Here is a 22,950-nt window from a genome sequence, read left to right on the forward strand (position 1 = left end):
CGGCCATGCCCTGAGGAGAACAGCGTGACCGCGCTCAACCCCGCCCTCCAGCCGATCTTCGACGAGATCCTCACCCGCAACCCCGGTGAGACGGAGTTCCACCAGGCCACCAAGGAGCTGCTCGACAGCCTCGACCCGGTCGTCCAGCGTCACCCGGAGTACACCGACGCCGAGATCATCCGGCGCATCTGCGAGCCCGAGCGGCAGATCATCTTCCGGGTCCCGTGGGTCGACGACGCCGGCCGGGTCCAGCTCAACCGCGGCTTCCGGGTCGAGTTCAACTCGGCTCTGGGTCCCTACAAGGGCGGACTGCGGTTCCACCCCTCGGTCTACCTGGGCATCGTGAAGTTCCTCGGCTTCGAGCAGATCTTCAAGAACGCCCTCACCGGCATGCCGATCGGCGGCGGCAAGGGCGGCGCGGACTTCGACCCGAAGGGCCGCAGCGACGCCGAGATCATGCGGTTCTGCCAGTCGTTCATGACCGAGCTCTACCGCCACATCGGCGAGTACACCGACGTCCCGGCCGGTGACATCGGCGTCGGCGGCCGCGAGATCGGCTACCTGTTCGGCCAGTACAAGCGGATCACCAACCGCTACGAGTCCGGCGTGCTGACCGGCAAGGGCATCGGCTGGGGCGGCTCGCTCGTCCGCACCGAGGCGACCGGCTACGGCACCGTCTTCTTCGCCGAGGAGATCCTCAAGGCGCGCGGCACCTCCTTCGAGGGCAAGACGGTCGTGATCTCCGGCTCGGGCAACGTCGCGATCTACGCCGCCGAGAAGGCCGCGGCGCTCGGCGCGACCGTGGTCGCCTGCTCGGACTCCAGCGGCTACGTCGTCGACGAGAAGGGTCTCGACCTCGAGCTGCTCAAGGAGATCAAGGAGGTGCGGCGCGACCGGATCGCGACGTACGCCGAGGAGCGCGGCGCGCCGGCCCGCTTCGTCAGCGGCGGCTCGCTGTGGGACGTCCCGTGCGACATTGCCCTGCCGTGCGCGACGCAGAACGAGCTCGACGGCGCGGCCGCCGCGACCCTGGTCGGCAACGGCTGCACGGTCGTGGCCGAGGGCGCCAACATGCCCTGCACCCCCGAGGCGGTCCGGGTCTTCTCGGAGGCGGGTGTCGCCTTCGCGCCGGGCAAGGCCGCCAACGCGGGCGGCGTGGCGACCAGCGCCCTGGAGATGCAGCAGAACGCCTCGCGGGACTCGTGGTCCTTCGCCCACACCGAGGAGCGGCTGCAGGACATCATGATCGGCATCCACCAGCGCTGCCTGGAGACCGCCGAGGAGTACGGCGCCCCCGGCAACTACGTGGCCGGCGCCAACATCTCCGGCTTCATCCAGGTCGCCGACGCGATGCTCGCGCTCGGCGTCATCTGAGCTCACTCGCGACAAGCGCCTTCGTACGCCGGCGCGCGGGCCGTCAGACCCGCGCGTCGGCGTACGTGCTTCCCGGGCGCAGGTAGCTGCGCCAGGCCAGCGCGCCGCACAGCAGGTAGAAGGCCCCGAACGCCCAGAACGCCGCTCGCGTGGCGTCGAGCGGCTCGTCGACCCATGGCGTGTTGAAGGCCATCGGGATCGCGAAGCCGCCGAGGGCTCCCACGGCCCCGATGATGCCAACGGCCGCGGAGGCCTGCTTGGTGCCCTCGAGCAGGGCGAGCTCCCGCTCCGGCGTGCCCGGCTCGGTCGCCCGCTCGGCGTCGACGCGGTGGATGGCCGGGATCATCTTGTAGGTCGAGCCGTTGCCGATGCCGGCGCAGCAGAAGATCACGACGAAGAGGCCCAGGAACGCGGGGAAGAGCTCGGCGTTGGCGTCCACGGCCGACGCCGAACGGGCGGGCTCCAACCGCGCCAGGATGGCGACGATGCCGAGGGTGCCCGCCACGAGACCACCGAAGGCGGCGATCGTGACCCGGGCGCCGCCCAGCCGGTCGGCCAACTGCCCGCCCAGCGGTCGGGAGAGCGAGCCGACCAGCGCCCCGATGAAGGCGTAGTAGGCGAAGTTGATGCCCGTCCCGGGCGCCGCCGGCCCGGGCTGCCACCAGAAGTTGAGCTTGATGAGCAGCGGCATCGCGGCGGAGAACCCGATGAACGAGCCGAAGGTGCCGATGTAGAGGACCGACATCACTCGCACCTGCCGGTGCCGGAGGACGGCGAGCTGGGCCCGGGGTCGCGACTCGATGCCGTCGAGGTTGTCCATGAAGAGGTACGCCGCCACCGCCGCGACCACCGCCAGGCCGGCGTAGAGCCAGGCCGCCCGCTCCAGGTGGATGCCGCCGTCGCTCGCCGTGACCAGACCGAACAGCCCCGCCCCGCCGACGAGGACCGGCAGCAGGAGCTGGATCAGCGCCACGCCCAGGTTGCCGCCGGCGGCGTTGAGGCCGAGCGCCTTCCCCTTCTCCCTCGTCGGGAAGAAGAAGTTGATGTTCGCCATCGACGACGCGAAGTTGCCGCCGCCCAGTCCGGCCGTCGCGGCGATCAGGCAGAACGCCCAGTACGGCGTCCCGGGCTGCGTGACGGCGTACGCGAAGCCGAGCGTGGGGACGAGGAGGAGCGCGGCCGATGCCATCGTCCAGTTGCGGCCGCCGAAGCGCGGCACGGCGAAGGTGTAGGGGATCCGCAGCAGCGACCCGACCAGGTTGGGGATCGCGACCAGGACGAACAGCTGCTGCGCGCTGAAGTCGACGCCCTGCGCCAGCAGGAACGCCGAGGACACGCTCCAGATCAGCCACACGGAGAAGCCGAGGTGCTCCGCGAAGACCGACCAGACCAGGTTGCGGCGGGCGATCCGGCGGCCCTCGGACTCCCAGAACTCCGGGTCCTCGGGCCGCCAGTGGTGGATCCAGCGCTGGGTACGACGTGGAGCGACTCCCCGACCGGCCCGGCCGACCGGCGTGGTCGTGCCGGTCGTGTCGGTCGTGTCGGTCGTGTTCGGCGTGGGCATGGGCGTCATGGCGGCTCCTGGTCGGCGGTCGGTGTCCCCATGCTGGGAAGTCCGCGTAACGGCGGCGCCGTGGCGAGGTCTCCGCCCGGTCAACTTGTCCTCACCGACGCACAAGGGGTCCTCCGGCCGGCCGACCGTTCCCCAGCGCGGCCGCCGGCGCGGGCTACTGTGTGCTGCACCACACCGTCCGTCCGGGAGGGAGCGATGTCGCTGCTGCGACCCTGGCGTCGCCACCTCGGCACCGAGGCGGACCGCGCCACCTTCCGGACGCTGCACACCGCCTCGCTGGCCGGCCCGGCGCTGCGGGAGGGCCTGACCGCCGACAGCGCCGAGCGCTCCATCCGGCACCTCCGGACGCTGCTCGGGTCCCCGGCGCTGGCGCTGACCGACACCCACCAGCTGCTCGCCTGGGAGGGCCTCGGCAGCCACCACGCGGGTGACGCCCCGAAGCTCGCGGTCGCCACGGTGGAGAAGGGCACGACCCGGGTCTACGACCGCGCCGACCTGGACTGCGGGTTGCCGGGGTGCCCGGTGCGCAGCGCCATCGTCAGCCCGCTCGTCGTCGAGGAGCGCCTGGTCGGGACGCTCCAGGTCATCGTCACCCACCCGACCGCGGGCCTGGCGCGAGCGGCGGACGAGGTCGCCAACTGGGTGTCGGGGCAGCTCGAGCTCGCCGAGCTGGACGCCTCCCGGCGCCGGCTGATGGAGGCCGAGGTGCGCGCGCTGCGGGCCCAGATCAGCCCGCACTTCATCTACAACTCGCTCGGCGCGATCGCGAGCTTCGTGCGCACCGACCCCGAACGGGCCCGAGACCTGCTGCTGGAGTTCGCCGACTTCACCCGCTACTCCTTCCGCAAGCACGGGGAGTACACCACGCTGGCCGAGGAGCTGCGCTCGGTCGAGCGCTACCTGCTGCTCGAGCAGGCCCGCTTCGGCGACCGGCTCGCCGTCCGGCTCAGCGTCGCCCCGGAGGTGCTGCCCATCGCGGTGCCGTTCCTGTGCCTGCAGCCGCTGGTCGAGAACGCCGTGCGCCACGGGCTGGCCCAGAGCGAGCACGGCGGTCACATCCGGATCCGGGCCGCCGACCTCGGCCAGGAGTGCCTCATCGAGGTGGAGGACGACGGCATCGGCGAGGATCCGGAGAAGGTGCGGCGCGCCCTCGCCGGTGACACCAGCGGCGACTCGGTCGGGCTGGGCAACGTGGACAGCCGGCTGCGCAACGCGTACGGCGACGAGTACGGCCTCGTGGTCGAGACCGCGCCCGGCGCCGGGACGAAGGTGACCGTGCGGGTGCCCAAGTTCGCGGCGGGGGTGCACCCGTGACCGGGCGGCCCCTGGACGTGCTGGTCGTCGACGACGAGCAGCCCGCCGTCGACGAGCTGGTCTACCTGCTCGCGCAGGACCCCCGGATCGGCGCGATCCGGACCTGCACCTCGGCCGCCGAGGCGCTGCAGCGGCTGCAGGAGGGCGACCTGGACGCGGTCTTCCTCGACATCCAGATGCCTGCGCTCAACGGCCTGGAGCTCGCCGGCGTGCTCAACCGCTTCCGACAGCCTCCGGCCGTCGTCTTCGTCACCGCGCACGACGAGCACGCCGTCGCCGCCTTCGACCTGCGCGCGGTCGACTACGTCCTCAAGCCGGTGCGCGCGGAGCGGATCACCGAGACCGTCACGCGGATCGCGGGCGACGGCACCGGGACGGCGCCGGCCCCGCCGGAGGATCTTCAGGTGGCCGTGGAGCTCGGGGGCGTGACCCGCTTCGTGCGGCGCAGCGAGATCACGCACGTGGAGGCACAGGGCGACTACGCCCGGCTGCATACCAGCAGTGGGTCCCACCTGGTGCGCATCGCGCTCACCCAGCTGGAGGAGGAGTGGGCGGCGGCGCGGTTCGTGCGGATCCACCGCTCGCTGCTGGTCAGCCTCGGCCACGTCACCGAGCTACGCTCCGACGCCGGCCGCTGCTCGGTGGTCGTCGAGGGCGGCACCGAGCTCGGCGTCAGCCGGCGCCACACCCGCCAGCTCAAGGACCTGCTGGCCCGGGGCGCGCCATGACCGACCGGACGGAGCGGACCGAGCCGACCCGGCCCTCGGGACCGTCGGGTCCTGCTCCCCGGGTGCGCGTCACCGGCCCGCCGCGACGCCACCGCAGTCCGCTGCCGCGCGGTGCCGACATCGACGCCGACACGGCGCTGGGCGATGTCTACCTGGGCTCCTTGCTGCGCGCCCAGCTGGGGCTGGCCGCCCGGGTGCTGCTGCTCCTCGTCGTCGGGGTGGGCAGCCTTCCGCTCGTCTTCCACCTCTTCCCTAGTCTGGCGAGGGTCGACGTCGCCGGGCTGCCGCTGTCGTGGCTGCTGCTCGGCGTGGCCGTCTACCCCTACCTGTTGATGCTCGGCCTGCACTACGTCCGCCGCGCCGAGCACAACGAGGCGTCCTTCGCCGAGCTGCTCAGCCACCGCGACCCGGAGGACCGCAGGTGACCCTCGACGCGGCCCCCGCGATCGTCGCGGTCACGCTGGTCACCCTCGCCACGCTGACGATCGGGTCCTTCGGACTGCGGCTGAGCCGCACGACCAGCGACTTCTTCGTCGCCTCGCGCGCCGTCAACCCGCGGCTCAACGCCAGCGCCATCGGTGGCGAGTACCTCTCGGCGGCGTCGTTCCTCGGCATCGCCGGACTCGTGCTGACGCTCGGCGCCGAGATGCTCTGGTACCCGATCGGCTGGACCGCCGGCTACCTCGTGCTGCTGGTGCTGGTCGCGGCACCACTGCGCCGCTCGGGGGCCTACACGCTCCCCGACTTCGCCGAGGCGCGGCTCGCCTCGCGCGGCGTGCGCGCACTGTGCTCGATGCTCGTCGTGGCGATCGGGTGGCTCTACCTGATGCCGCAGCTGCAGGGCGCCGGCATCACGCTGCACACCATCGCCGAGGCCCCCACCTGGCTGGGACCCGTGCTGGTCGCGGCGGTCGTCGCGGCCAACGTCGGCTCCGGGGGCATGCGGTCGGTGACGCTGGTGCAGGCCTTCCAGTACTGGCTGAAGCTGACCGCCCTGCTGGTGCCCGGCATGGTCCTGCTCGCGGTCTGGCTCGGCGACGGCGCACCCCGCGCCATGGGCGGCGGCGAGTGGTCACTGCCGATCGCGGACGGCGGGGCGAGCGGCCTCTACACGACGTACTCACTGATCCTCGCGACGTTCCTCGGCACGATGGGCCTGCCGCACGTCAGCGTGCGGTTCTACACCAACCCCGACGGCGCGGCCGCCCGCCGGACCACGGTCGTGGTGCTCGGACTGCTGGGCGCGTTCTACCTCTTCCCGCCGCTCTTCGGGGCGCTGGGCCGGGTGTACGGCGCCGGCCCGCTCGCGGCCGACACGGTGGTGCTGGAGCTGCCCCGGCTGATGGTCGACGGTGCGCTCGGGGAGGTGCTCACCGGGCTGGTCGCCGCCGGTGCCTTCGCGGCGTTCCTCTCGACCTCCTCGGGCCTGGCGATCGCGATCGCGGGCGTGCTGAGCCAGGACGTGATCGCCCCGACGTTGGCCGCGCGCCGCGTGAGCGGCGTGACCGCGTTCCGCCTCGCCGGCGTCGTCGCGGTGGCGGTGCCGTGCCTGGCCGCGCTGGCGATGCCGAACGTGGGCGTGGCGCGGGCGGTCGGGCTCGCCTTCGCAGTGGCGGCCTCGACGTTCTGCCCGCTGCTGTTGCTGGGCATCTGGTGGCGGCGGCTGACGGCGGTCGGTGCCGCGCTCGGCCTGCTCGTCGGCTTCGCCGGATCGGGCACCGCAGTCGTGTGGACCCTCGGCGGCTGGTCGGCCGGCGGGTGGTGGGACACGCTGCTCGCCCAGCCGGCCGCGTGGTCGGTGCCGGCCGCCTTCGCCACGATGGTCGGGGCCAGCCTGCTCACCGCCGAGCATGTTCCGCCGCACACCAACCGGCTGCTCGTCCGGCTGCACACCCCCGAGACGGTCGAGCTCGACCGGGGCTGACCGTTGGACTGGCTGGGTGCCGGCTGGGTGCCGCTAGGTGCCGGCTAGGTGTTGTAGCGCAGCAGCGTGATGAGGGCGACGATCCCGACGACAACGACGACGAGCAGGAGCACCATCAGCAGCGGGAACACCTGGGGTCGCCGCTCCCCGCCCAGCGGGTGGTCGGTGGTGGGTCGTCGGTCGTCGTCGTCGGATGCCACGTCGATGCGGTATCCGCCCGGAGCCGGGACCATGCCGGCCGGCCGGTCGACCGTTCGGCGCACGGAAACGACCGTCCGGCGACGTACCGGCTCCGCTCGGCGCGGAGCGCCGTCGACAGCGCTGACCGCGGCCGACGGACCGCCCTACCGTGACCGTCATCACACCCGTGACGCGCCGTCCTGCCCCGCCGGACGGAACGACTGAGAAGGGGGTTCACCTCGTGGCTACCGATGCTCACGCGCAGGCCCACCGACACGACCCGGTCTACGACGAGCTGGCAGCGACCCCGGAGTTCTCCGAGCTCCGGGCGACCTACCGGCGGTTCGTCTTCCCGGCGACGGTGGCGTTCTTGGCCTGGTACCTGCTGTACGTCGTCATGTCGAACTGGGCCGGCGACTTCATGGCGACCAAGATCGTCGGCAACATCAACGTCGCGCTGGTCTTCGGGCTGCTGCAGTTCGTGACGACCTTCCTCATCGCCTACCTCTACAGCCGCTACTCCACCAGCCGGCTCGACCCGCTGGCCCGCGACCTCGACGAGCACTACCGGGCCACGCTCGCCCGCCGGACCGGAGGTGAGCACTGATGGACCACCAGGTGATCACCGCCGTCCTCTTCCTCGCCGTCGTCGCCGTCACGCTCGTCATCACCGTCTGGGCGAGCCGACAGAACCAGGGCACCACCGACTTCTACGCCGGTGGCCGGTCGTTCTCCGGGATCCAGAACGGGCTCGCCATCGGCGGCGACTACATGTCCGCCGCGTCCTTCCTCGGCATCTCGGGCGCCATCGCGCTCTCGGGGTACGACGGCTTCCTCTACTCGATCGGCTTCCTGGTCGCCTGGCTGGTCGCGCTGCTGCTCGTGGCCGAGATGCTGCGCAACTCCGGCCGCTACACGATGGCCGACCAGCTCGCCTACCGGATGAAGCAGCGGCCGGTCCGCATGGCCGCGGCGACCTCGACGGTCGTGGTCTCGATCTTCTACCTGCTGGCCCAGATGGTCGGCGCGGGCGCTCTGGTGGCACTGCTGCTCGGCGTCGACAACCAGTGGCTGAAGAACCTCACGATCCTCGGCGTCGGCGCGCTGATGATCATCTACGTCACCTTCGGGGGCATGAAGGGCACCACCTGGGTGCAGATCGTCAAGGCCGTCCTGCTGATGGCGGGCTCGGCGATCATCGTCGTGCTCGTGCTGGCGGAGTTCGGGTTCAACCTCTCCGACCTGCTCGGCACGGCGGCCGACAACTACGGCAACCGCGCCGAGGGCAACGCCGCCGCGGCGTTCCTCGAGCCCGGCCTGCAGTACGGCGCCGACCTGACCTCGAAGATCAACTTCCTCTCCCTCGGCCTCGCGCTCGTGCTCGGCACCGCGGGTTTGCCGCACATCCTGATCCGCTTCTACACGGTGCCGACCTCGCGTGACGCCCGGAAGTCGGTGCTGTGGGCGATCGTGCTGATCGGCATCTTCTACCTGTTCACCCTGGTGCTCGGCTTCGGCGCCGCGGCGCTGCTGACCGGCGACAAGTTCGGCGAGGTCACCGAGTCCGGCGGCAACCTGGCCTCCCCGCTGCTCGCGGAGGCGGTCGGTGGCGGTGAGGGGTCGGCCGGTGGCGCGATCCTGCTGGCCTTCATCGCGGCGGTGGCCTTCGCGACCATCCTCGCGGTGGTGGCCGGGCTGACCCTGGCGTCGTCGACGTCGGTGGCGCACGACATCTACAACAGCGTCGTCAAGCACGGCACCGCCAGCGAGTCGCAGGAGATCCGCATGACCCGGCTGGCGGCCGTGGTCATCGGCGCCATCGCGATCGGGCTCGCCATCCCGGCGCAGCAGCTCAACATCGCCTTCCTGGTGGCGTTGGCGTTCGCCGTCGCGGCCTCGGCGAACCTGCCGGCGATCGTCTACAACATGTTCTGGCGGCGCTTCAACACCCGCGGCGCCGTCTGGAGCATCTACGGCGGGCTGATCTCCTGCGTCGGACTGGTCTTCTTCTCGCCGACCGTGTCCGGCACCCCGACGTCGCTGGTGACCGGGGCCGACTGGTCGTGGTTCCCGCTGAGCAACCCGGGCATCGTCTCGATCCCGCTCGGCTTCCTGCTGGGCTGGCTCGGGACCGTCACCTCGCGGGAGCCGGCGGCCGAGGAGAGGTTCACCGAGCTCGAGGTGCGCGCCCTGACCGGCGCGGGCGCCGAGCAGGCCGTCATCCACTAGGTCCACCCTGGGGGCGTCATACGGGGTGGTCGCTGGGGCAGCCACTCCGTATGACGCCCCTCCTGACTACTGTGGTCCGGGCCACAACCGGACCCCTGAGCGAAGGAGCGATCGTGAGCGACGAGACGCTGTCGAACCTGCTGCACGAGAACCGTCGGTTCGAGCCGCCGGCCGAGCTGGCAGCGCACGCCAACCTCACCGCCGCCGCGTACGACGAGGCCGCCGAGGACGTGCTGGCGTTCTGGTCGCGGCAGGCCGAGCGGCTGACTTGGGCCCAGAAGTGGGACCGGGTGCTGGACTGGGACAACCCGCCGTTCGCGCAGTGGTTCACCGGCGGCCGGCTCAACGCGGCGTACAACTGCGTCGACCGGCACGTGGAGGCGGGCCACGGCGACAAGGTCGCGATCCACTGGGTCGGCGAGCCTGTGGGCGACAGCCGCGACCTCACCTACGCCGACCTGAAGGACGAGGTGTGCCGGGCAGCGAACGCGCTCACCTCGCTCGGGGTGGCGTCCGGGGACCGGGTGGCGATCTACCTGCCGATGATCCCCGAGGCGATCGTCGCGATGCTCGCCTGCGCCCGGATCGGGGCGCCTCACACCGTCGTCTTCGGTGGCTTCTCCGCCGAGGCGCTCGCCTCACGCATCGAGGACTGCCAGGCGAAGGTCGTCATCACCGCCGACGGCGGCTACCGCCGCGGCGCGGCGTCGGCGCTCAAGCCGGCCGTCGACGAGGCCCGCACGAAGACCGCCCAGAACGGCCACGTGGTCGAGAAGGTGCTCGTCGTACGGCGGACCGGGCAGGAGGTGGCGTGGGACGGCCCCGAGACCGGGGGGCCCGACGTGTGGTGGCACGACGTCGTCGACACCGCCTCGGCCGAGCACACGCCCGAGGCGTTCGACGCCGAGCACCCGCTCTACGTCATGTACACCTCCGGCACCACCGGCAAGCCGAAGGGCATCCTGCACACGACGGGCGGCTACCTCGTCGGCTCGGCGTACACCCACTGGGCGGTCTTCGACCTCAAGCCCGACACCGACGTCTACTGGTGCACCGCCGACATCGGCTGGGTGACCGGGCACAGCTACGTCGTCTACGGCCCGCTGGCCAACGGCGCGACGCAGGTGCTCTACGAGGGGACGCCCGACCACCCCGAGCGCGGGCGCTGGTGGCAGATCATCGAGCAGTACGGCGTCTCGATCTTCTACACCGCTCCCACGGCGATCCGGTCGTTCATGAAGCAGGGCCGCGAGGTGCCGGACCGGCACGACATGTCGTCGCTGCGAATCCTCGGGTCGGTCGGCGAGCCGATCAACCCCGAGGCGTACGTCTGGTACCGCGAGGTGATCGGCGGCTCCCGCACGCCGGTGGTCGACACCTGGTGGCAGACCGAGACCGGCGCGATCATGATCAGCCCGCTGCCCGGCGTGACGGCGGGCAAGCCGGGCTCCGCGATGACGCCGATCCCCGGCATCTCCGCCGACGTGGTCGACGAGGCGGGCACGCCGGTGCCGAACGGCTCGGGCGGCTACCTCGTCGTCACCCAGCCGTGGCCGTCGATGCTGCGGACGATCTGGGGCGACGACCAGCGGTTCAAGGACACCTACTGGTCTCGGTTCAAGGACCAGGGCTACTACTTCGCCGGCGACGGGGCCAAGAAGGACGAGGACGGCGACCTGTGGGTGCTCGGCCGCGTCGACGACGTCATGAACGTCTCCGGCCACCGCCTGTCGACCACCGAGATCGAGTCGGCGCTGGTGTCGCACGCCAAGGTGGCCGAGGCCGCGGTCGTGGGCGCCACCGACCCCGACACCGGCCAGGCCGTGTGCGCCTTCGTCATCCTGCGGGAGAACGCTGTGGGTGACGGGGGTGGTGACGACGCAGACATCGTGGCCGAGCTGCGCCAGCACGTCCGCAAGGAGATCGGGCCGATCGCCACACCCCGGCAGATCATGGTCGTCCCCGAGCTGCCCAAGACCCGCTCGGGCAAGATCATGCGCCGGCTGCTGCGCGACGTCGCCGAGAACCGCGAGATCGGCGACGTCACGACGCTGGCCGACTCTTCGATCATGGAGCTCATCGCCGCCGGTCAAGCGAAGACGAGCGACGACTGACCGGCTCGTGGTGCTTGTCCCGCCATCGGATGCGGCAGGCACCTGACCTCACCAACCACTCACCGGCGTGTCGTCGTGGGGAATGTCAGGTGCCCGCGGCTGGAGAGCTGGGCGGTACGCCACCGTCTACTGGTCGCCTGCGGCGGGCACCTGACCGCACCCACCACTCACCGGCGTGTCGCGGTGAGTGAGGTCAGGTGCGGGCGGACGGCTGCTGCTGGGTGATGCAGTGGACGCCGCCACCGCGGTCGAACAGCGGCCGGGCGTCGATCGCGACCACCTCGCGGCCGGGGTAGGCCTCACGCAGGATCGCGAGCGCGTCGGCGTCGTGCGGGTCGTCGAAGGAGCACGCGATCACACCGTCGTTGACGACGAGGTGGTTGACGTAGGACCAGTCGACGAAGCCCTCGGCGTCGCGCAGCGTGGCCGGCGCCGGCAGCTCGACGACCTCGAACCGCTCGGCGAGCAGGGACCGCAGCTCCCGCGTGACGGCGGCGTCGGGATGGGCGTCGTCGCGCTGGGAGTGCAGCAGGGCCCGGCCCGGAGCGGTGAAGGTGGCGACGATGTCGACGTGCCCGCGGGTGCCGTAGCGCTCGTAGTCGCGCGCCAGCCCGCGGGGCAGCCACACGACGTCGGTGGCACCGATGGTGCGGGCCAGCTCCGCCTCCACCTGCTCGCGGGTCCAGTCCTCGTTGCGTCCCTGTCCGAGCTGGACCGTCTCGGTGACCAGCACCGTGCCGGCGCCGTCGACGTGGATGCCGCCGCCCTCGTTGACCATCGGCGACGCGATCCGCGGTACGCCGGCGCGACCGCAGACGAACGCACCGATGAGCTCGTCGTTGCCCCAGCTCGCCCAGTCGCACTGGCCCCAGCCGTTGAAGACCCAGTCGACGCCCGCCACCGAGCCGTCGGCGGCGTGCACGAAGGTCGGCCCGATGTCGCGCATCCAGGCGTCGTCGAGCGGGGCCTCGACGATCTCGACCGCCTCGGAGAGGTAGCGGCGCGCCGCCATGACCTCGGCGGGGTCGACCACGACGGTCACCGGCTCGAAGGCCGTGATGGCGTTCGCGACGGCCGCCCACGTCGTCCGCGCTTCGTGCTGTTCCTCGGCGGTGTCGCCCAGCGAGTAGCCCGGGGCGGGGTACGCCATCCAGACCCGATCTTGCGGTGCCCACTCGGGCGGCATCACTGTCATGACAACATTGAACCGTGTTCAATGTTGTCGAAGCCACCCTGTCCGCGCTGCGTCGTGCCCTCGAGACCGGCGAGACGACGAGCGTCGGCCTCGTGGAGGCCTACCTCGCCCGCATCGAGGAATACGACCGGAGCGGCCCGCTCCTCAACGCCGTGGTGGTCGACAATCCCGGCGCGCTCGACGAGGCCCGCGCCTCCGACGAGCGGCGACGGCGTGGCGCGACGCTCGGTCCGCTCGACGGCATCCCCTACACCGCCAAGGACTCCTACCTCGTCCGCGGCCTCACCGCGGCGGCGGGCAGCCCCGCCTTCCGTGACCTCGTGGCCCAGCGCGACGCGTTCACGATCGAGCGGCTGCGCGCCGCGGGCGCGATCTGCCTGGGCCTGACCAACATGCCGCCGATGGCCAACGGCGGCATGCAGCGCGGTGTGTACGGGCGCGCCGAGAGCCCCTACAACGCCGACTACCTCACCGCTCCGTTCGGCTCGGGCTCCTCCAACGGCTCCGGGACCGCGACCGCCGCGAGCTTCGCGGCGTTCGGGCTGGGCGAGGAGACCTGGTCCAGCGGCCGCGGCCCGGCGTCCAACAACGCGCTGTGCGCCTACACGCCGTCGCGCGGCGTCATCTCCGTGCGCGGCAACTGGCCCCTCGTGCCGACCATGGACGTCGTCGTCCCCCACACCCGCACGATGGCCGACCTGCTCGAGGTCCTCGACGTGATCGTTGCCGACGACCACGACACCCGGGGTGACTTCTGGCGGGTCCAGCCGTGGGTCGAGATCCCGCGGGCGAGCCAGGTGCGCCCGCCGTCGTACGTCGGCCTGGCCGCCGCCGCGACCCTGACGGGCGTCCGGCTGGGTGTGCCGCGGATGTACGTCAACGCCGACCCCGACGCCGGCACGGCCCCCGAGGGCGGCATCGGCGGCCCCACCGGGCAGCGCATCGAAACGCGGCCGTCGGTCATCGCGCTGTGGGAGGCGCTCCGCGCCGACCTCGAGGCCGCCGGGGCCGAGGTGGTGGAGGTCGACTTCCCGGTCGTCAGCAACTACGAGGGCGACCGGCCGGGCGCGCCGACGATCCGCACCCGCGGCATCGTCACCGAGGAGTTCCTGCGCCACGAGATCGTCGACCTCTCCGCGTGGGCGTGGGACGACTTCCTGCGCGCCAACGGCGACCCGGCGCTCGACTCCCTCGCCAGCGTGGACGGCGCGACGATCTTCCCCCACCCCGAGGGCGCGCTGCCCGACCGCTACCACGGGTTCGACGACGACATCGCGCTCTACCCCGACCACGTCCGGCAGCACCCGGTCGATCACCTCACCGACATCCCGCACCTGGCCGAGGGGCTGGTCGGGCTCGAGCGGACCCGGCAGCTGGACCTCGAGGACTGGATGGACGGCCTCGGCCTCGACGCCGTGGTGTTCCCCGCCGTCGCCGACGTCGGCCCCGCCGACATGGACGTCAACCCCGACTCGGCGGACCTCGGCTGGCGCAACGGCGTGTGGGTCGCCAACGGCAACCTCGTGATCCGCCACCTCGGCATCCCGACCGTCACCGTCCCGATGGGCACGATGGCCGACACCGGGATGCCGGTCGGGCTCACCCTCGCCGGCCGGGCGTACGACGACACGGCGCTGCTGCGTCTCGGTACCGCCGTCGAGGCGACCCGCGACCGCCGTACCGCACCTCCGCGCACGCCGCCGCTCTAGTGGCTCCCGGGTAGCCTGGTTCACTGGTGTGCCGGGAAGTCTGGTCGGCGACGTGTCGACCGACCCAGGAGGATGCCCCGTGACCGTTCCGCCCGTCCCACCACAGCGCCGGGGCCGACTCTTCGCCCGCGGATCCTGGCTCGAGAGCTCCCGCACCGCCGAGATCCTGCGGGCGGAGACGACCGGCGGCCTGCTGCTCATCGCCGGCGCGCTGGTCGCCCTGGTGTGGGCGAACTCGGCCTGGTCGGCGCAGTACTTCGACCTGCGCGACCTCCGGGTCGGACCGCACTCGCTGCACCTCGACCTGACCCTCGGACAGTGGGCCGCCGACGGGCTGCTGGCGGTCTTCTTCTTCGTGGCCGGGCTGGAGCTGAAGCGGGAGTTCGTCGCCGGGGACCTGCGCGACGTACGCCGCGCCGCGCTGCCGGTGGCGGCCGCCGTGGGTGGGATGGTCGTGCCGGCGCTGGTGTTCGTCGCGGTCACGGCGACCTTCGAGCGCGACGCCCTCGCGGGGTGGGCGATCCCGACGGCCACCGACATCGCGTTCGCCGTAGCGGTGCTGGCGGTGATCAGCACCCATCTGCCGAGCGGGCTCCGCACGTTCCTGCTGACGCTCGCGGTCGTCGACGACCTGCTCGCGATCACGGTGATCGCGATCTTCTACACCGACCACCTCGACCTGCCGTGGCTGCTACTGGCGCTGCTGCCGATCGCCGCCTTCGCGGTCCTGGTCCAGCGCCGGATCCACTCCCCGTGGCTGCTGGTGCCGCTCGCGGTGGTCGCGTGGGCGCTGGTGCACGCCTCGGGCGTGCACGCCACCGTCGCCGGCGTGCTGCTCGGCTTCACCGTCCCGGTGCTGCGTCGCGACGGCGTCGAGGCACCCGGTCTGGCCGAGCACCTCGAGCACCTGGTCCGGCCCGTCTCGGCCGGATTTGCCGTGCCGGTGTTCGCCTTCTTCGCCGCCGGGGTCTCCGTCGGCGGCTGGGACGGTCTGACCTCCGCGCTGCGCGAGCCGGTCGCCCTCGCCGTCATCGGCGGTCTGGTCGTGGGCAAGTGCGTCGGCATCGTCGGCTCCACCTGGCTGCTGGCCACCTTCACGCGTGCCGAGCTCGACGACGAGCTGGCCTGGGTCGACGTGGTCGGCATGGCGCTGCTGGGCGGCATCGGGTTCACCGTCTCACTGCTGGTCGACGAGCTGGCCTTCGCCGACGACCGCGGTCTCCTCGAGCACGCCAAGGTCGGCGTGCTGATGGGGTCGCTCATCGCGGCGCTCATCGCCGCCGTCGTACTGCGGGCGCGCAACCGCGTCTACCGCCGGCTCTTCGAGGCCGAGCAGGTCGACGCGGACGCCGATGGGGTACCGGACGCCTTCCAACGTCGGATCGAACGAGAGGATCGGTAAGGTCAGCGCCATGGCACAGCAGCCGATCAGGCCCCAGCCGGTCAACGAGCCCACCATCGGCCGCCTTGTGGCGGACGCCAGTCGCGACATCTCCGCGCTCGTCTCCAAGGAGATCGAGCTCGCGAAGTCGGAGCTGAAGGTGAGCGTCCGAGCCGGCGGCACCGGCCTCGCCCTCTTCGCGGCAGCGGCGTTCCTCGTGCTCCTCGCGATCATCATGCTCTCGGTGGCGCTCGCCTTCCTGATCCACTGGAACGGCAGCGGCCTGGACCTGCACTGGGCGTTCCTGATCGTCTTCGCGCTCTACCTCGGCCTCGCCGGCCTGCTGGGCTTCGTCGGGGTGAAGAAGGTCAAGCGCGTCAAGGCGCCCGAGCGCGCGATCGCGCAGGGCAAGGAGATCCCCAAGGCGCTCAAGGGCCACGCCTGACGTCGAGTCCCGCCTCATGGCCCGGCGAGTCCCGCCCCGTGGCCCCGCGAGACCCGCCTTGTGGCCCCGTGAGTCCCGCCCCGTGGCCCGTGGGCGTCCACGCCCGGGGCCATGATCCGCGATCGAGAGGGCCACGAGCCGGGATCGGTGGGGCCAGGACCCGGGTTTCGACGGGCTAGCGGGCGCAGTCTCCGGTGCCCACCCGTTCGGTACGCCGGGAGGCGACTGCCGCGAGGTCATCGACCTGGTTCGCGGTGAGCGCGTAGCCGGTGTCCTGGTCGGTGACCGAGGCCGCGAACACGACACCGACCACCTCTCCCTCCGAGTCGACGATGGGTCCGCCGGAGTTGCCGGGCCGGATCAGGCCGCGCACCGAGAAGACATCGCGGATCACGGTGCCCTCGCCGTAGATGTTCGGCGAGCGCAGGCGCTGCTCGGACCGGATCCGTCCGGCCTCGACGTCGAACGGGCCGTCCTGGGGATAGCCGAGGATCGCGACGCCGTCCCGCGGCTGGGCGCCGGTGTCGAACGGCAACGACGCGATCGCCGGTCCGGAGAACGCGATCACCGCGATGTCGATGCCGGCGTCGTAGAGCACGACGCTGCCGGTCACGGAGTCGTCGTCGAGGATCACCTCCGGCTCGTCGACCCCGGCCACGACGTGGGCGTTGGTCATCAGGTAGCCCGGGGCGAAGACGAACCCGGAGCCCTCGACGCCGCGCCCGCAGGAGTTCGTGCCGCGGATCTTCAGCACGCTGTGGCCTGCGCGGACCACGTCGGGGTCGGTGCGGAGCCGCTCCGGGCCCTTGCCGACGCTGACGATCCGCTCGGGCGCGAACGGCTCGAGGTAGCGCGGGAAGAAGCTCGTGCCGACCACGGTGTTGAACCGGTCCAGCGTCCGGCCCGCGTCGGCCGGCAGCACGCCGTTGACCTGGGCCAGCACCGTCGAGCTGCGGACGGCCTCGGTCAGTCCCGTGATGCGCGAGCCGGAGATGGCGACACCGAGCGCCCAGGCGACGAGCAGCACCGCCGCCGCGCTCAACGCCGCGCCACCGACGGCGTCGACGAACCGGACCGGCTGCCACTTGATGTGGTCGCGCGCGCGGGCTCCGACGTACTGCAGGACGCCCTGCCCCAGCGAGGCGGCCAGGATGACGATGAACAGCGCCCCGAGGGAGACCCACAGCGACGGCGCCGCGTCGCCGAGGGCCTTCGGCGCCAGCCACACGCCGAGCAGGCCCCCGAGCAGCAGGCCGGTCGTCGCGAACGCCCCGGTGATGAAGCCCTGCCAGTAGCCGGAGAGGGCGTAGGCGAGCACCAGGGCGACCAGGAACCAGTCGAGGATGTTCACTCGTGCTCTCTTCCTCCGAGCATGTACGCCGGCAGCTCGACGTCCGGTGCGTCGGGCATGTCCTCGATCCAACCCAAGTGCTCGAAGAAACGCGCGACGACACCCCCGGTGAAACCCCACAGGATGACGTCCTTGTCCGGCCCGATGAGGAAGCCGGGGGAGCGCCAGCCCCGCGACGGCGACCGGACGGTGACCCGGTGGGTCGGGTCGCACAGCTCGCTGAGCGGGACGCGGTAGACGGCGTGGACCTCGTCGGGCGAGGTCGCCGTCACCTCCGAGGGGTCGGCCCACCAGCCCAGCACCGGCGTGACCGCGTGGTTGCTCGGCGGGAGCCACAGCTCCGGCAACCGGCCGACCAGCTCGACGCCCTCGGGCTCGATGCCGGCCTCCTCGAACGCCTCTCGCAGCGCCGCCTGCTCCGGGGTCTCACCGGCGTCGATCCGGCCGCCGGGGAACGAGACCTGGCCGGGATGGGACCGCATGGTGTGCGATCGCTCGGTCAGCAGCAGGTCGGGGCCGTGCTCGCCCTCGCCGAACAGCATCAGCACCGCCGACCGGGTCGGGTTGCCGCCCTCGGGCGGCAGGAAGGCGGTCAGCTGCGCGCCCGTGATGGTCGCGGCGCCGTCGACGATCGGCCGCATCCAGTCGGGCAGGCTCTCAGCGCTCACAGGGTGATCCCGAGGTGCGACTCGACCATCGCCACCACCTCGTCGACGGAGTCCAGTCCTCCTGAGGCGCTGGTCAGCTCCCCGTCGGCGGAGAGGAAGAAGAACGTCGGCAGCCCCGGCACGCGCAGCTTGGTGCCCTGCAGCTCACCACCCGGATCCGCGAGCAGCGGATACGTGACGCCGGTGTCGCGGGCCAGCTCGAGGGCGGCGCCGGGGAACACGTCGTTGGAGTCGACGCCGATGATCGGCACCTGGTCGCCGTACCGCTCGTGGAACTGCTGCAGCGCCGGCATCTCCGCACGGCACGGCTCACACCCGGCCTGCCAGAAGTTGAGGACGAGCGGGCCCTGCAACGTGGCGAGGTCGACCGACTCACCGCCACCCAGACATGCGAGCGTGACGTCGGGCAGCCCGCCGTCGGTCGCGCTCCCCGGCACGCACGGCTCGATCCCGGCCTCCGCCTTGACCTGACGCAGCTGCGGGGTGTCGACCTCGACGTTGGAGGGCGGCGGCGGGGCGATCCGGTCGGCCGCGTCGCAGCCCGCGACGGCCAGCGCGACGAGGAGCGCGACGGCCGGCGCCGCGACCGCTCGAACTCGGCGCGCCATCAGTTCGGCCCCTCCGTGCGCACCAGCTTCGCGGCGGCCTCCGGGTCGGTCGGCCCCAGGCCGTACGACGGACACAGCCGCGCCACCGGGCACGCCCCGCACGCCGGCTTCTTCGCGTGGCAGATCCGGCGGCCGTGCCAGATCAGGTGGTGCGACAGCATCGTCCAGTCGCGCTTCGGGAAGAGGGCTCCGACGGCGTGCTCGACCTTGACCGGGTCGGTCTCGTCGGTGAAGCCCAGCCGCCGCGCGAGCCGGCCGAAGTGGGTGTCGACGGTGATGCCCGGGATGTCGAAGGCGTTGCCGAGCACGACGTTGGCCGTCTTGCGCCCGACACCCGGCAGCTTCACGAGCGCGTCCAGGGAGGCGGGCACCTCGCCGGCGTACTCCTCCACGAGGGCCGCGCTCAGCCGCAGCAGCGCGTCGGTCTTGGCGCGGAAGAAACCCAGCGGCCCGACGATCTGCTCGAGCGTCGCCCGGTCGGCCGCTGCCATCGCCTTGGCGTCGGGATAGGCCGCGAACAGCGTGGGGCGGACGGCGTTGACCCGCTTGTCGGTCGTCTGCGCACTCAGCACGGTGACGACCAGGCACTCGAAGGGGTTGTCGAAGTCCAGCTCGGCCTTGGCGTCGGGGTAGGTCTCGGCGAGGATCCGGTCGATCTTGCGGGCGCGGCGGACCCGGGCCGTCGGGGTCTCGTCAGCCGCTGCGCGCACGGGCCAAGGGTACGGCTCGGTCCCGACAGCGGCCGCCTCGGCAGCGTCGTCAGGCGCGCCGCGCCGCTCGGATCGGGCCCTCGTACCGCGTGTGAGGAATCGCACTGGTTAGGATTCTCCCGACGTGCCCTGCGAAGCGGCGCGCGAAGGGGCTTCAGGAGGACTCCGTGGACAACGACGTGCTGCGCCAGGCGCCGCTCTTCAGCGCGCTCGACGACGAGGCGATGGCGGCGCTCCACGCGTCGATGGCGGAGACCCGTCTGCGGCGCGGTGAGGTGCTGTTCCACGAGGGCGACACCGGCGACAAGCTGTACGTCGTGCTCGAGGGCAAGGTGAAGCTCGGCCGCACCTCCTCCGACGGCCGCGAGAACCTGCTCGCGATCATGGGACCCGGCCAGATGTTCGGCGAGCTCTCGCTCTTCGACCCGGGTCCGCGGTCGGCGACCGTCACGGCCGTCACCGACACCACGTTCGCGTCGCTGTCGCACGAGGACCTGCTGCGTTGGCTCGAGGGCCGTCCGGCCGTCGCCCGCGGCCTGCTCGCCCAGCTGGCCGGCCGACTCCGGAAGGCCAACGATGTCGTGGCCGACCTGGTCTTCTCCGACGTGCCGGGCCGGGTCGCCAAGGCGCTGCTCGACCTCGCCGACCGGTTCGGCCGCACCGCCGACGACGGCGTACACGTGCACCACGACCTCACCCAGGAGGAGCTCGCCCAGCTGGTCGGCGCCTCCCGCGAGACCGTCAACAAGGCGCTCGCCGACTTCGCCTCCCGCGGCTGGCTCCGCCTCGAGCCCCGCTCCGTCGTGATCATGGACGTCGAGCGGATGGCCCGCCGGGCGCGCTGAGGCTCGCCGTACGCCGAGCGCCGGTCACCCTCGTGGTGGCCGGCGCTCTGCATGTTCGTCAAGGTATGTCGCCGAATGCGCACTCCCCAGGTGGAACTCCGCCCGGGGAGTGCGCATTCGGCTGCATACCTTGCTGAACAGTCAGGCCTGCGCGAGGTACGCCAACTGCGCGCGGACGGACAGCTCGGCGGCGCCCCACAGCACCGGGTCGACGTCGGCGTAGACGAGCTCGACCACGCGGCGGGGCAGGTCCTCGGAGGACAAACCCTCGGGGGGTGAGTCACGTCGTAGCTGCTCGAGGGCGGCGGCCACCTGCTCGAGCCGTTCCCGTCGATGCGCGAGGTAGAAGTCCAGCACCGACAGCGCGTCACCGATGACCGGGCCGTGGCCCGGCCAGATGGCGGTGACCTCGCGCGCCTCGGCGAGCGCGTGGAGCCGGTCGAGGGAGTCGAGGTAGGCGCCCAGTGAGCCGTCGGGGTGCGCGACCACGGTCGTGCCGCGCCCCAGCACGGTGTCGCCGGTCAGCATCGCCGCGTGGGACGGCACCCAGAACGACAGCGAGTCGCTGGTGTGGCCCGGCGTGCCGACAACACGCACTTCCAGGTCACCCACCGCGACGACGTCGCCGTCGGCGAGGCCCTCGGAGCCGAGCCGGTGTGCCGGGTCGAGAGCGCGTACGCCGGCCCCGACCCGCTCCCCGAACGCCCGGGCGCCCTCGGAGTGGTCCAGGTGGCCGTGCGTCAGCAGCACCGCCGCGACGTCGCCGGCGGCCTCCGTGACGGCGCTCAGGTGCGCCTCGTCGAGGGGACCGGGGTCGATCACGACCGAGCGACCCGAGCCCGGGTCGCGCAGCACCCAGGTGTTGGTGCCGTCCAGCGTCATGATGCCGGAGTTGCCGGCCAGGACGCAGTCGACGCCGGGCGCGACGGCACCGCCCTGCCAGCTCACCCGCGGCCTTCGAGCAGCCCGGTGACCCAGGCAGGGGAGGTCAGCGTGTCCCCGTCCAGCACCGGCAGGAACATCTCGACGGCCGCCTCGCGCGTCGCCGCCATCACGTCGGCGACCGAGCCGAAGGTGGCCAGCCGCAGGCAGGAGAGGTACGTCGGCGGCAGCATCGCCCACTCCCCGGAGTCGACCTTCGCGACCGCCTGGGCGGCCGACACCCAGGTGACCGACGCGGACTCGGTCGACAGCTCGCGCGGCTCCTGGCCGGCGGGGAGCTCGGCGGTGAAGAACCAGGTGCGGTAGCGGCGCGGCTCGAACTCGGGCGTGGTCCAGGCGTCCCACAGGCCGAGCTGGTCGACCGTGAGCTCGACACCGGTCTCCTCCCGGAACTCCCGGATCGCCGCGCCGACCACGGCGGCGGCGACCGACGCCTCACAGCTCATCCGGCCCGGCCAGTCGTCGGGGAGCTCGGCGGCGTCCTCCGGCTCGACCCGACCGCCGGGGAAGGCCACCATGCCGCCGGCGAAGGCCATGGACGTGCGGCGCACCATCACGTAGACCTCGGGTCCGTCCGCGCCCTCGCGCAGCAGCAGCACCGTGGCGGCGTCGCGCGGCACGACCGGACGCAGCTCGCCGGCGGCGTACGCCCGGGCCGTCTCGAGGAGTCCGGGCGGCAGCGACATCCTCACGGGCTCAGACCTCGACGACGATCTCGACCTCGACGGGGGCGTCCAGCGGCAGTACCGGCACCCCGACGGCCGACCGCGCGTGGCGGCCGGCGTCCCCGAAGACGTCCCCGAGCAGCTCCGAGGCACCGTTGGCGACACCGGGCTGGCCGGTGAAGTCGGGCGTCGAGGCGACGAACACGACCACCTTGACCACGCGCTTGATCAGCGCGAGGTCCCCGATCTCGGCCTTGACCGCGGCGAGCGCGTTGAGCGCGCACTGGCGCGCGCACCCGGCCGCCTGCTCGGCGGTGACTTCGGCACCCACCTTGCCCGTCGCCATCAGCGCGCCGTCGCGCATCGGCAGCTGACCGGCCGTGAACACGTGGCGTCCGGACCGCACGGCCGGGACGTACGCCGCGACCGGCGGCACCACGTCGGGCACCGTGAGACCGAGCTCCGCCAGGCGCTCCTCCGGGCTCTTCGCGGGGGTCACCCCTCAGCCCTCGACGGGACGCTTGAAGTAGCCGACCAGGTTGCCGGAGCCGTTGTCGGTGATCGTGACGAGCTCCCAGCCGTCCTGGCCGAAGTTGTTGAGGATCTGGCCCGCGACGTGGTTGAGGATCGGGGCCACCTGGTACTCCCACTTGGTCATGCTCGGAACCCTACTGCGGCCACCGGTCGCCGGCCCTACCCTGACCTCGTGACCGACCCGCAGGACGGCCTCCAGCCGCCACGGACCGAACCGGCCCGACCGGTGCTCGTCGCGGTGCTGCTGCCGTTCGTGGTGGTCTACGAGGCGATCCGGGCGTCGTTCGACCTGGTGGCCCGGGCCTGGGACCGGGCGCTGACCGGGCTGGGCGGCGCGCTGCGCTGGCTGTTCCGGCCGCTGCGCGGCCCGCTGGCGCGTCTGCGCGAGGTGCTCGACCGGCTCGCCTGGGCGGCGGTGCGCCGGATCGCGCGGGTGCTGGCCCGGCTGGGCCGCCGGCTCC

The 22,950-nt window shown here is 72.2% G+C and carries 24 protein-coding genes; 13 read left to right on the forward strand and 11 right to left on the reverse strand.

The features are described 5' to 3' along the window. The first annotated feature begins 24 nt into the window (after positions 1-24). Positions 25-1,374, forward strand: coding sequence for an NADP-specific glutamate dehydrogenase (gene gdhA / locus VGE38_RS04300; protein WP_331141299.1), 1,350 nt, complete (start codon positions 25-27; stop codon positions 1,372-1,374). A gap of 43 nt (positions 1,375-1,417) precedes the next feature. Here gdhA and VGE38_RS04305 read toward each other — a convergent pair whose 3' ends face one another. Then, complete coding sequence (locus tag VGE38_RS04305; protein ID WP_331141300.1) at positions 1,418-2,947, reverse strand: MFS transporter; 1,530 nt, start codon at positions 2,945-2,947, stop codon at positions 1,418-1,420. 195 nt (positions 2,948-3,142) lie between these two features. On the opposite strand from VGE38_RS04305, the gene VGE38_RS04310 reads away from it, so the two are divergent. Genes VGE38_RS04310 through VGE38_RS04325 form a run of 4 tightly spaced genes read left to right on the forward strand, consistent with a single transcriptional unit; the run spans position 3,143 to position 6,913 of the window. Continuing rightward, the gene (locus tag VGE38_RS04310; protein ID WP_331141301.1) at positions 3,143-4,261 is read left to right on the forward strand and encodes a sensor histidine kinase; all 1,119 of its coding nucleotides are present in this window, start codon (positions 3,143-3,145) and stop codon (positions 4,259-4,261) included. Continuing rightward, on the forward strand, positions 4,258-4,989 hold the full coding sequence (locus tag VGE38_RS04315) for a LytR/AlgR family response regulator transcription factor (protein WP_331141302.1): 732 nt from the start codon (positions 4,258-4,260) through the stop codon (positions 4,987-4,989). Before VGE38_RS04310 ends, VGE38_RS04315 begins: the two co-directional genes overlap by 4 nt. Beyond that, positions 4,986-5,414 (forward strand): hypothetical protein, encoded by a 429-nt coding sequence (locus VGE38_RS04320; protein ID WP_331141303.1) that lies wholly within the window; start codon positions 4,986-4,988, stop codon positions 5,412-5,414. Before VGE38_RS04315 ends, VGE38_RS04320 begins: the two co-directional genes overlap by 4 nt. Beyond that, positions 5,411-6,913 (forward strand): sodium/solute symporter, encoded by a 1,503-nt coding sequence (locus VGE38_RS04325; RefSeq protein ID WP_331141304.1) that lies wholly within the window; start codon positions 5,411-5,413, stop codon positions 6,911-6,913. Before VGE38_RS04320 ends, VGE38_RS04325 begins: the two co-directional genes overlap by 4 nt. A 44-nt stretch (positions 6,914-6,957) precedes the next feature. On the opposite strand, the gene VGE38_RS04330 is transcribed toward VGE38_RS04325, so the two are convergent. After that, positions 6,958-7,176, reverse strand: coding sequence for a hypothetical protein (locus VGE38_RS04330; RefSeq protein WP_331141305.1), 219 nt, complete (start codon positions 7,174-7,176; stop codon positions 6,958-6,960). 158 nt (positions 7,177-7,334) lie between these two features. On the opposite strand from VGE38_RS04330, the gene VGE38_RS04335 reads away from it, so the two are divergent. The 3 genes from VGE38_RS04335 to acs all read left to right on the forward strand — a co-directional run bounded on the left by VGE38_RS04335 (position 7,335) and on the right by acs (position 11,436). Then, the gene (locus tag VGE38_RS04335) at positions 7,335-7,700 is read left to right on the forward strand and encodes a DUF485 domain-containing protein (RefSeq protein ID WP_331141306.1); all 366 of its coding nucleotides are present in this window, start codon (positions 7,335-7,337) and stop codon (positions 7,698-7,700) included. After that, a complete protein-coding gene (locus VGE38_RS04340) occupies positions 7,700-9,322 on the forward strand; it encodes a monocarboxylic acid transporter (protein WP_331141307.1) in 1,623 nt (540 codons plus the stop codon). The genes VGE38_RS04335 and VGE38_RS04340 overlap by 1 nt, the downstream gene beginning before the upstream one ends. 113 nt (positions 9,323-9,435) lie before the next feature. Beyond that, positions 9,436-11,436 carry an acetate--CoA ligase gene (acs, locus tag VGE38_RS04345; protein WP_331141308.1) on the forward strand — a complete coding sequence of 667 codons (2,001 nt, stop codon included), beginning with the start codon at positions 9,436-9,438 and terminating at the stop codon, positions 11,434-11,436. A gap of 193 nt (positions 11,437-11,629) precedes the next feature. Here the strand turns inward: acs and VGE38_RS04350 are convergent, their stop codons facing one another. Then, on the reverse strand, positions 11,630-12,631 hold the full coding sequence (locus VGE38_RS04350) for an agmatine deiminase family protein (protein ID WP_331141309.1): 1,002 nt from the start codon (positions 12,629-12,631) through the stop codon (positions 11,630-11,632). A 14-nt stretch (positions 12,632-12,645) separates the two neighbouring features. Here VGE38_RS04350 and VGE38_RS04355 point away from each other — a divergent pair, with 14 nt between their 5' ends. The 3 genes from VGE38_RS04355 (at position 12,646) to VGE38_RS04365 (ending at position 16,166) form a co-directional block, all read left to right on the forward strand. Further along, positions 12,646-14,340 (forward strand): amidase, encoded by a 1,695-nt coding sequence (locus tag VGE38_RS04355; RefSeq protein ID WP_331141310.1) that lies wholly within the window; start codon positions 12,646-12,648, stop codon positions 14,338-14,340. Positions 14,341-14,419: 79 nt separating this feature from the next. Beyond that, on the forward strand, positions 14,420-15,742 hold the full coding sequence (nhaA, locus tag VGE38_RS04360; RefSeq protein WP_331141311.1) for a Na+/H+ antiporter NhaA: 1,323 nt from the start codon (positions 14,420-14,422) through the stop codon (positions 15,740-15,742). Positions 15,743-15,752: 10 nt separating this feature from the next. After that, positions 15,753-16,166, forward strand: a complete 414-nt coding sequence (locus VGE38_RS04365; protein ID WP_331141312.1) for a phage holin family protein — start codon at positions 15,753-15,755, stop codon at positions 16,164-16,166. Between the two features lie 175 nt (positions 16,167-16,341). Here VGE38_RS04365 and VGE38_RS04370 read toward each other — a convergent pair whose 3' ends face one another. The 4 genes from VGE38_RS04370 to nth are packed head-to-tail and all read right to left on the reverse strand — an operon-like array spanning position 16,342 to position 19,503. Beyond that, positions 16,342-17,517 (reverse strand): MarP family serine protease, encoded by a 1,176-nt coding sequence (locus tag VGE38_RS04370; protein ID WP_331141313.1) that lies wholly within the window; start codon positions 17,515-17,517, stop codon positions 16,342-16,344. Further along, on the reverse strand, positions 17,514-18,185 hold the full coding sequence (locus VGE38_RS04375; RefSeq protein ID WP_331141314.1) for an NUDIX hydrolase: 672 nt from the start codon (positions 18,183-18,185) through the stop codon (positions 17,514-17,516). Before VGE38_RS04375 ends, VGE38_RS04370 begins: the two co-directional genes overlap by 4 nt. Further along, on the reverse strand, positions 18,182-18,793 hold the full coding sequence (locus VGE38_RS04380; protein WP_331141315.1) for a TlpA family protein disulfide reductase: 612 nt from the start codon (positions 18,791-18,793) through the stop codon (positions 18,182-18,184). Before VGE38_RS04380 ends, VGE38_RS04375 begins: the two co-directional genes overlap by 4 nt. After that, positions 18,793-19,503, reverse strand: coding sequence for an endonuclease III (gene nth / locus VGE38_RS04385; protein WP_331141316.1), 711 nt, complete (start codon positions 19,501-19,503; stop codon positions 18,793-18,795). The genes VGE38_RS04380 and nth overlap by 1 nt, the downstream gene beginning before the upstream one ends. A gap of 167 nt (positions 19,504-19,670) precedes the next feature. Between nth and VGE38_RS04390 the strand changes: the two genes are divergently transcribed. After that, a complete protein-coding gene (locus VGE38_RS04390) occupies positions 19,671-20,348 on the forward strand; it encodes a Crp/Fnr family transcriptional regulator (protein WP_524538540.1) in 678 nt (225 codons plus the stop codon). Positions 20,349-20,489: 141 nt separating this feature from the next. Here the strand turns inward: VGE38_RS04390 and VGE38_RS04395 are convergent, their stop codons facing one another. From VGE38_RS04395 to sp36, 4 genes are read right to left on the reverse strand one after another with little or no spacing between them, the layout of a single operon-like run. Next, the gene (locus VGE38_RS04395; protein ID WP_331141317.1) at positions 20,490-21,296 is read right to left on the reverse strand and encodes an MBL fold metallo-hydrolase; all 807 of its coding nucleotides are present in this window, start codon (positions 21,294-21,296) and stop codon (positions 20,490-20,492) included. Further along, positions 21,293-21,976, reverse strand: a complete 684-nt coding sequence (locus tag VGE38_RS04400; protein ID WP_331141322.1) for an NUDIX hydrolase — start codon at positions 21,974-21,976, stop codon at positions 21,293-21,295. Before VGE38_RS04400 ends, VGE38_RS04395 begins: the two co-directional genes overlap by 4 nt. 10 nt (positions 21,977-21,986) lie before the next feature. Then, positions 21,987-22,454, reverse strand: coding sequence for a RidA family protein (locus VGE38_RS04405; protein WP_331141318.1), 468 nt, complete (start codon positions 22,452-22,454; stop codon positions 21,987-21,989). A gap of 3 nt (positions 22,455-22,457) precedes the next feature. Beyond that, positions 22,458-22,613 carry a Sp36 family protein gene (gene sp36 / locus VGE38_RS04410; RefSeq protein ID WP_331141319.1) on the reverse strand — a complete coding sequence of 52 codons (156 nt, stop codon included), beginning with the start codon at positions 22,611-22,613 and terminating at the stop codon, positions 22,458-22,460. Between the two features lie 48 nt (positions 22,614-22,661). Here sp36 and VGE38_RS04415 point away from each other — a divergent pair. Beyond that, positions 22,662-22,950 (forward strand): hypothetical protein (locus VGE38_RS04415; RefSeq protein WP_331141320.1); only part of this gene is annotated, 289 nt, incomplete at its 3' end.

The sequence above is a fragment of the Nocardioides sp. genome (assembly GCF_036405735.1).
In the GTDB taxonomy this organism is placed as follows: domain Bacteria; phylum Actinomycetota; class Actinomycetes; order Propionibacteriales; family Nocardioidaceae; genus Nocardioides.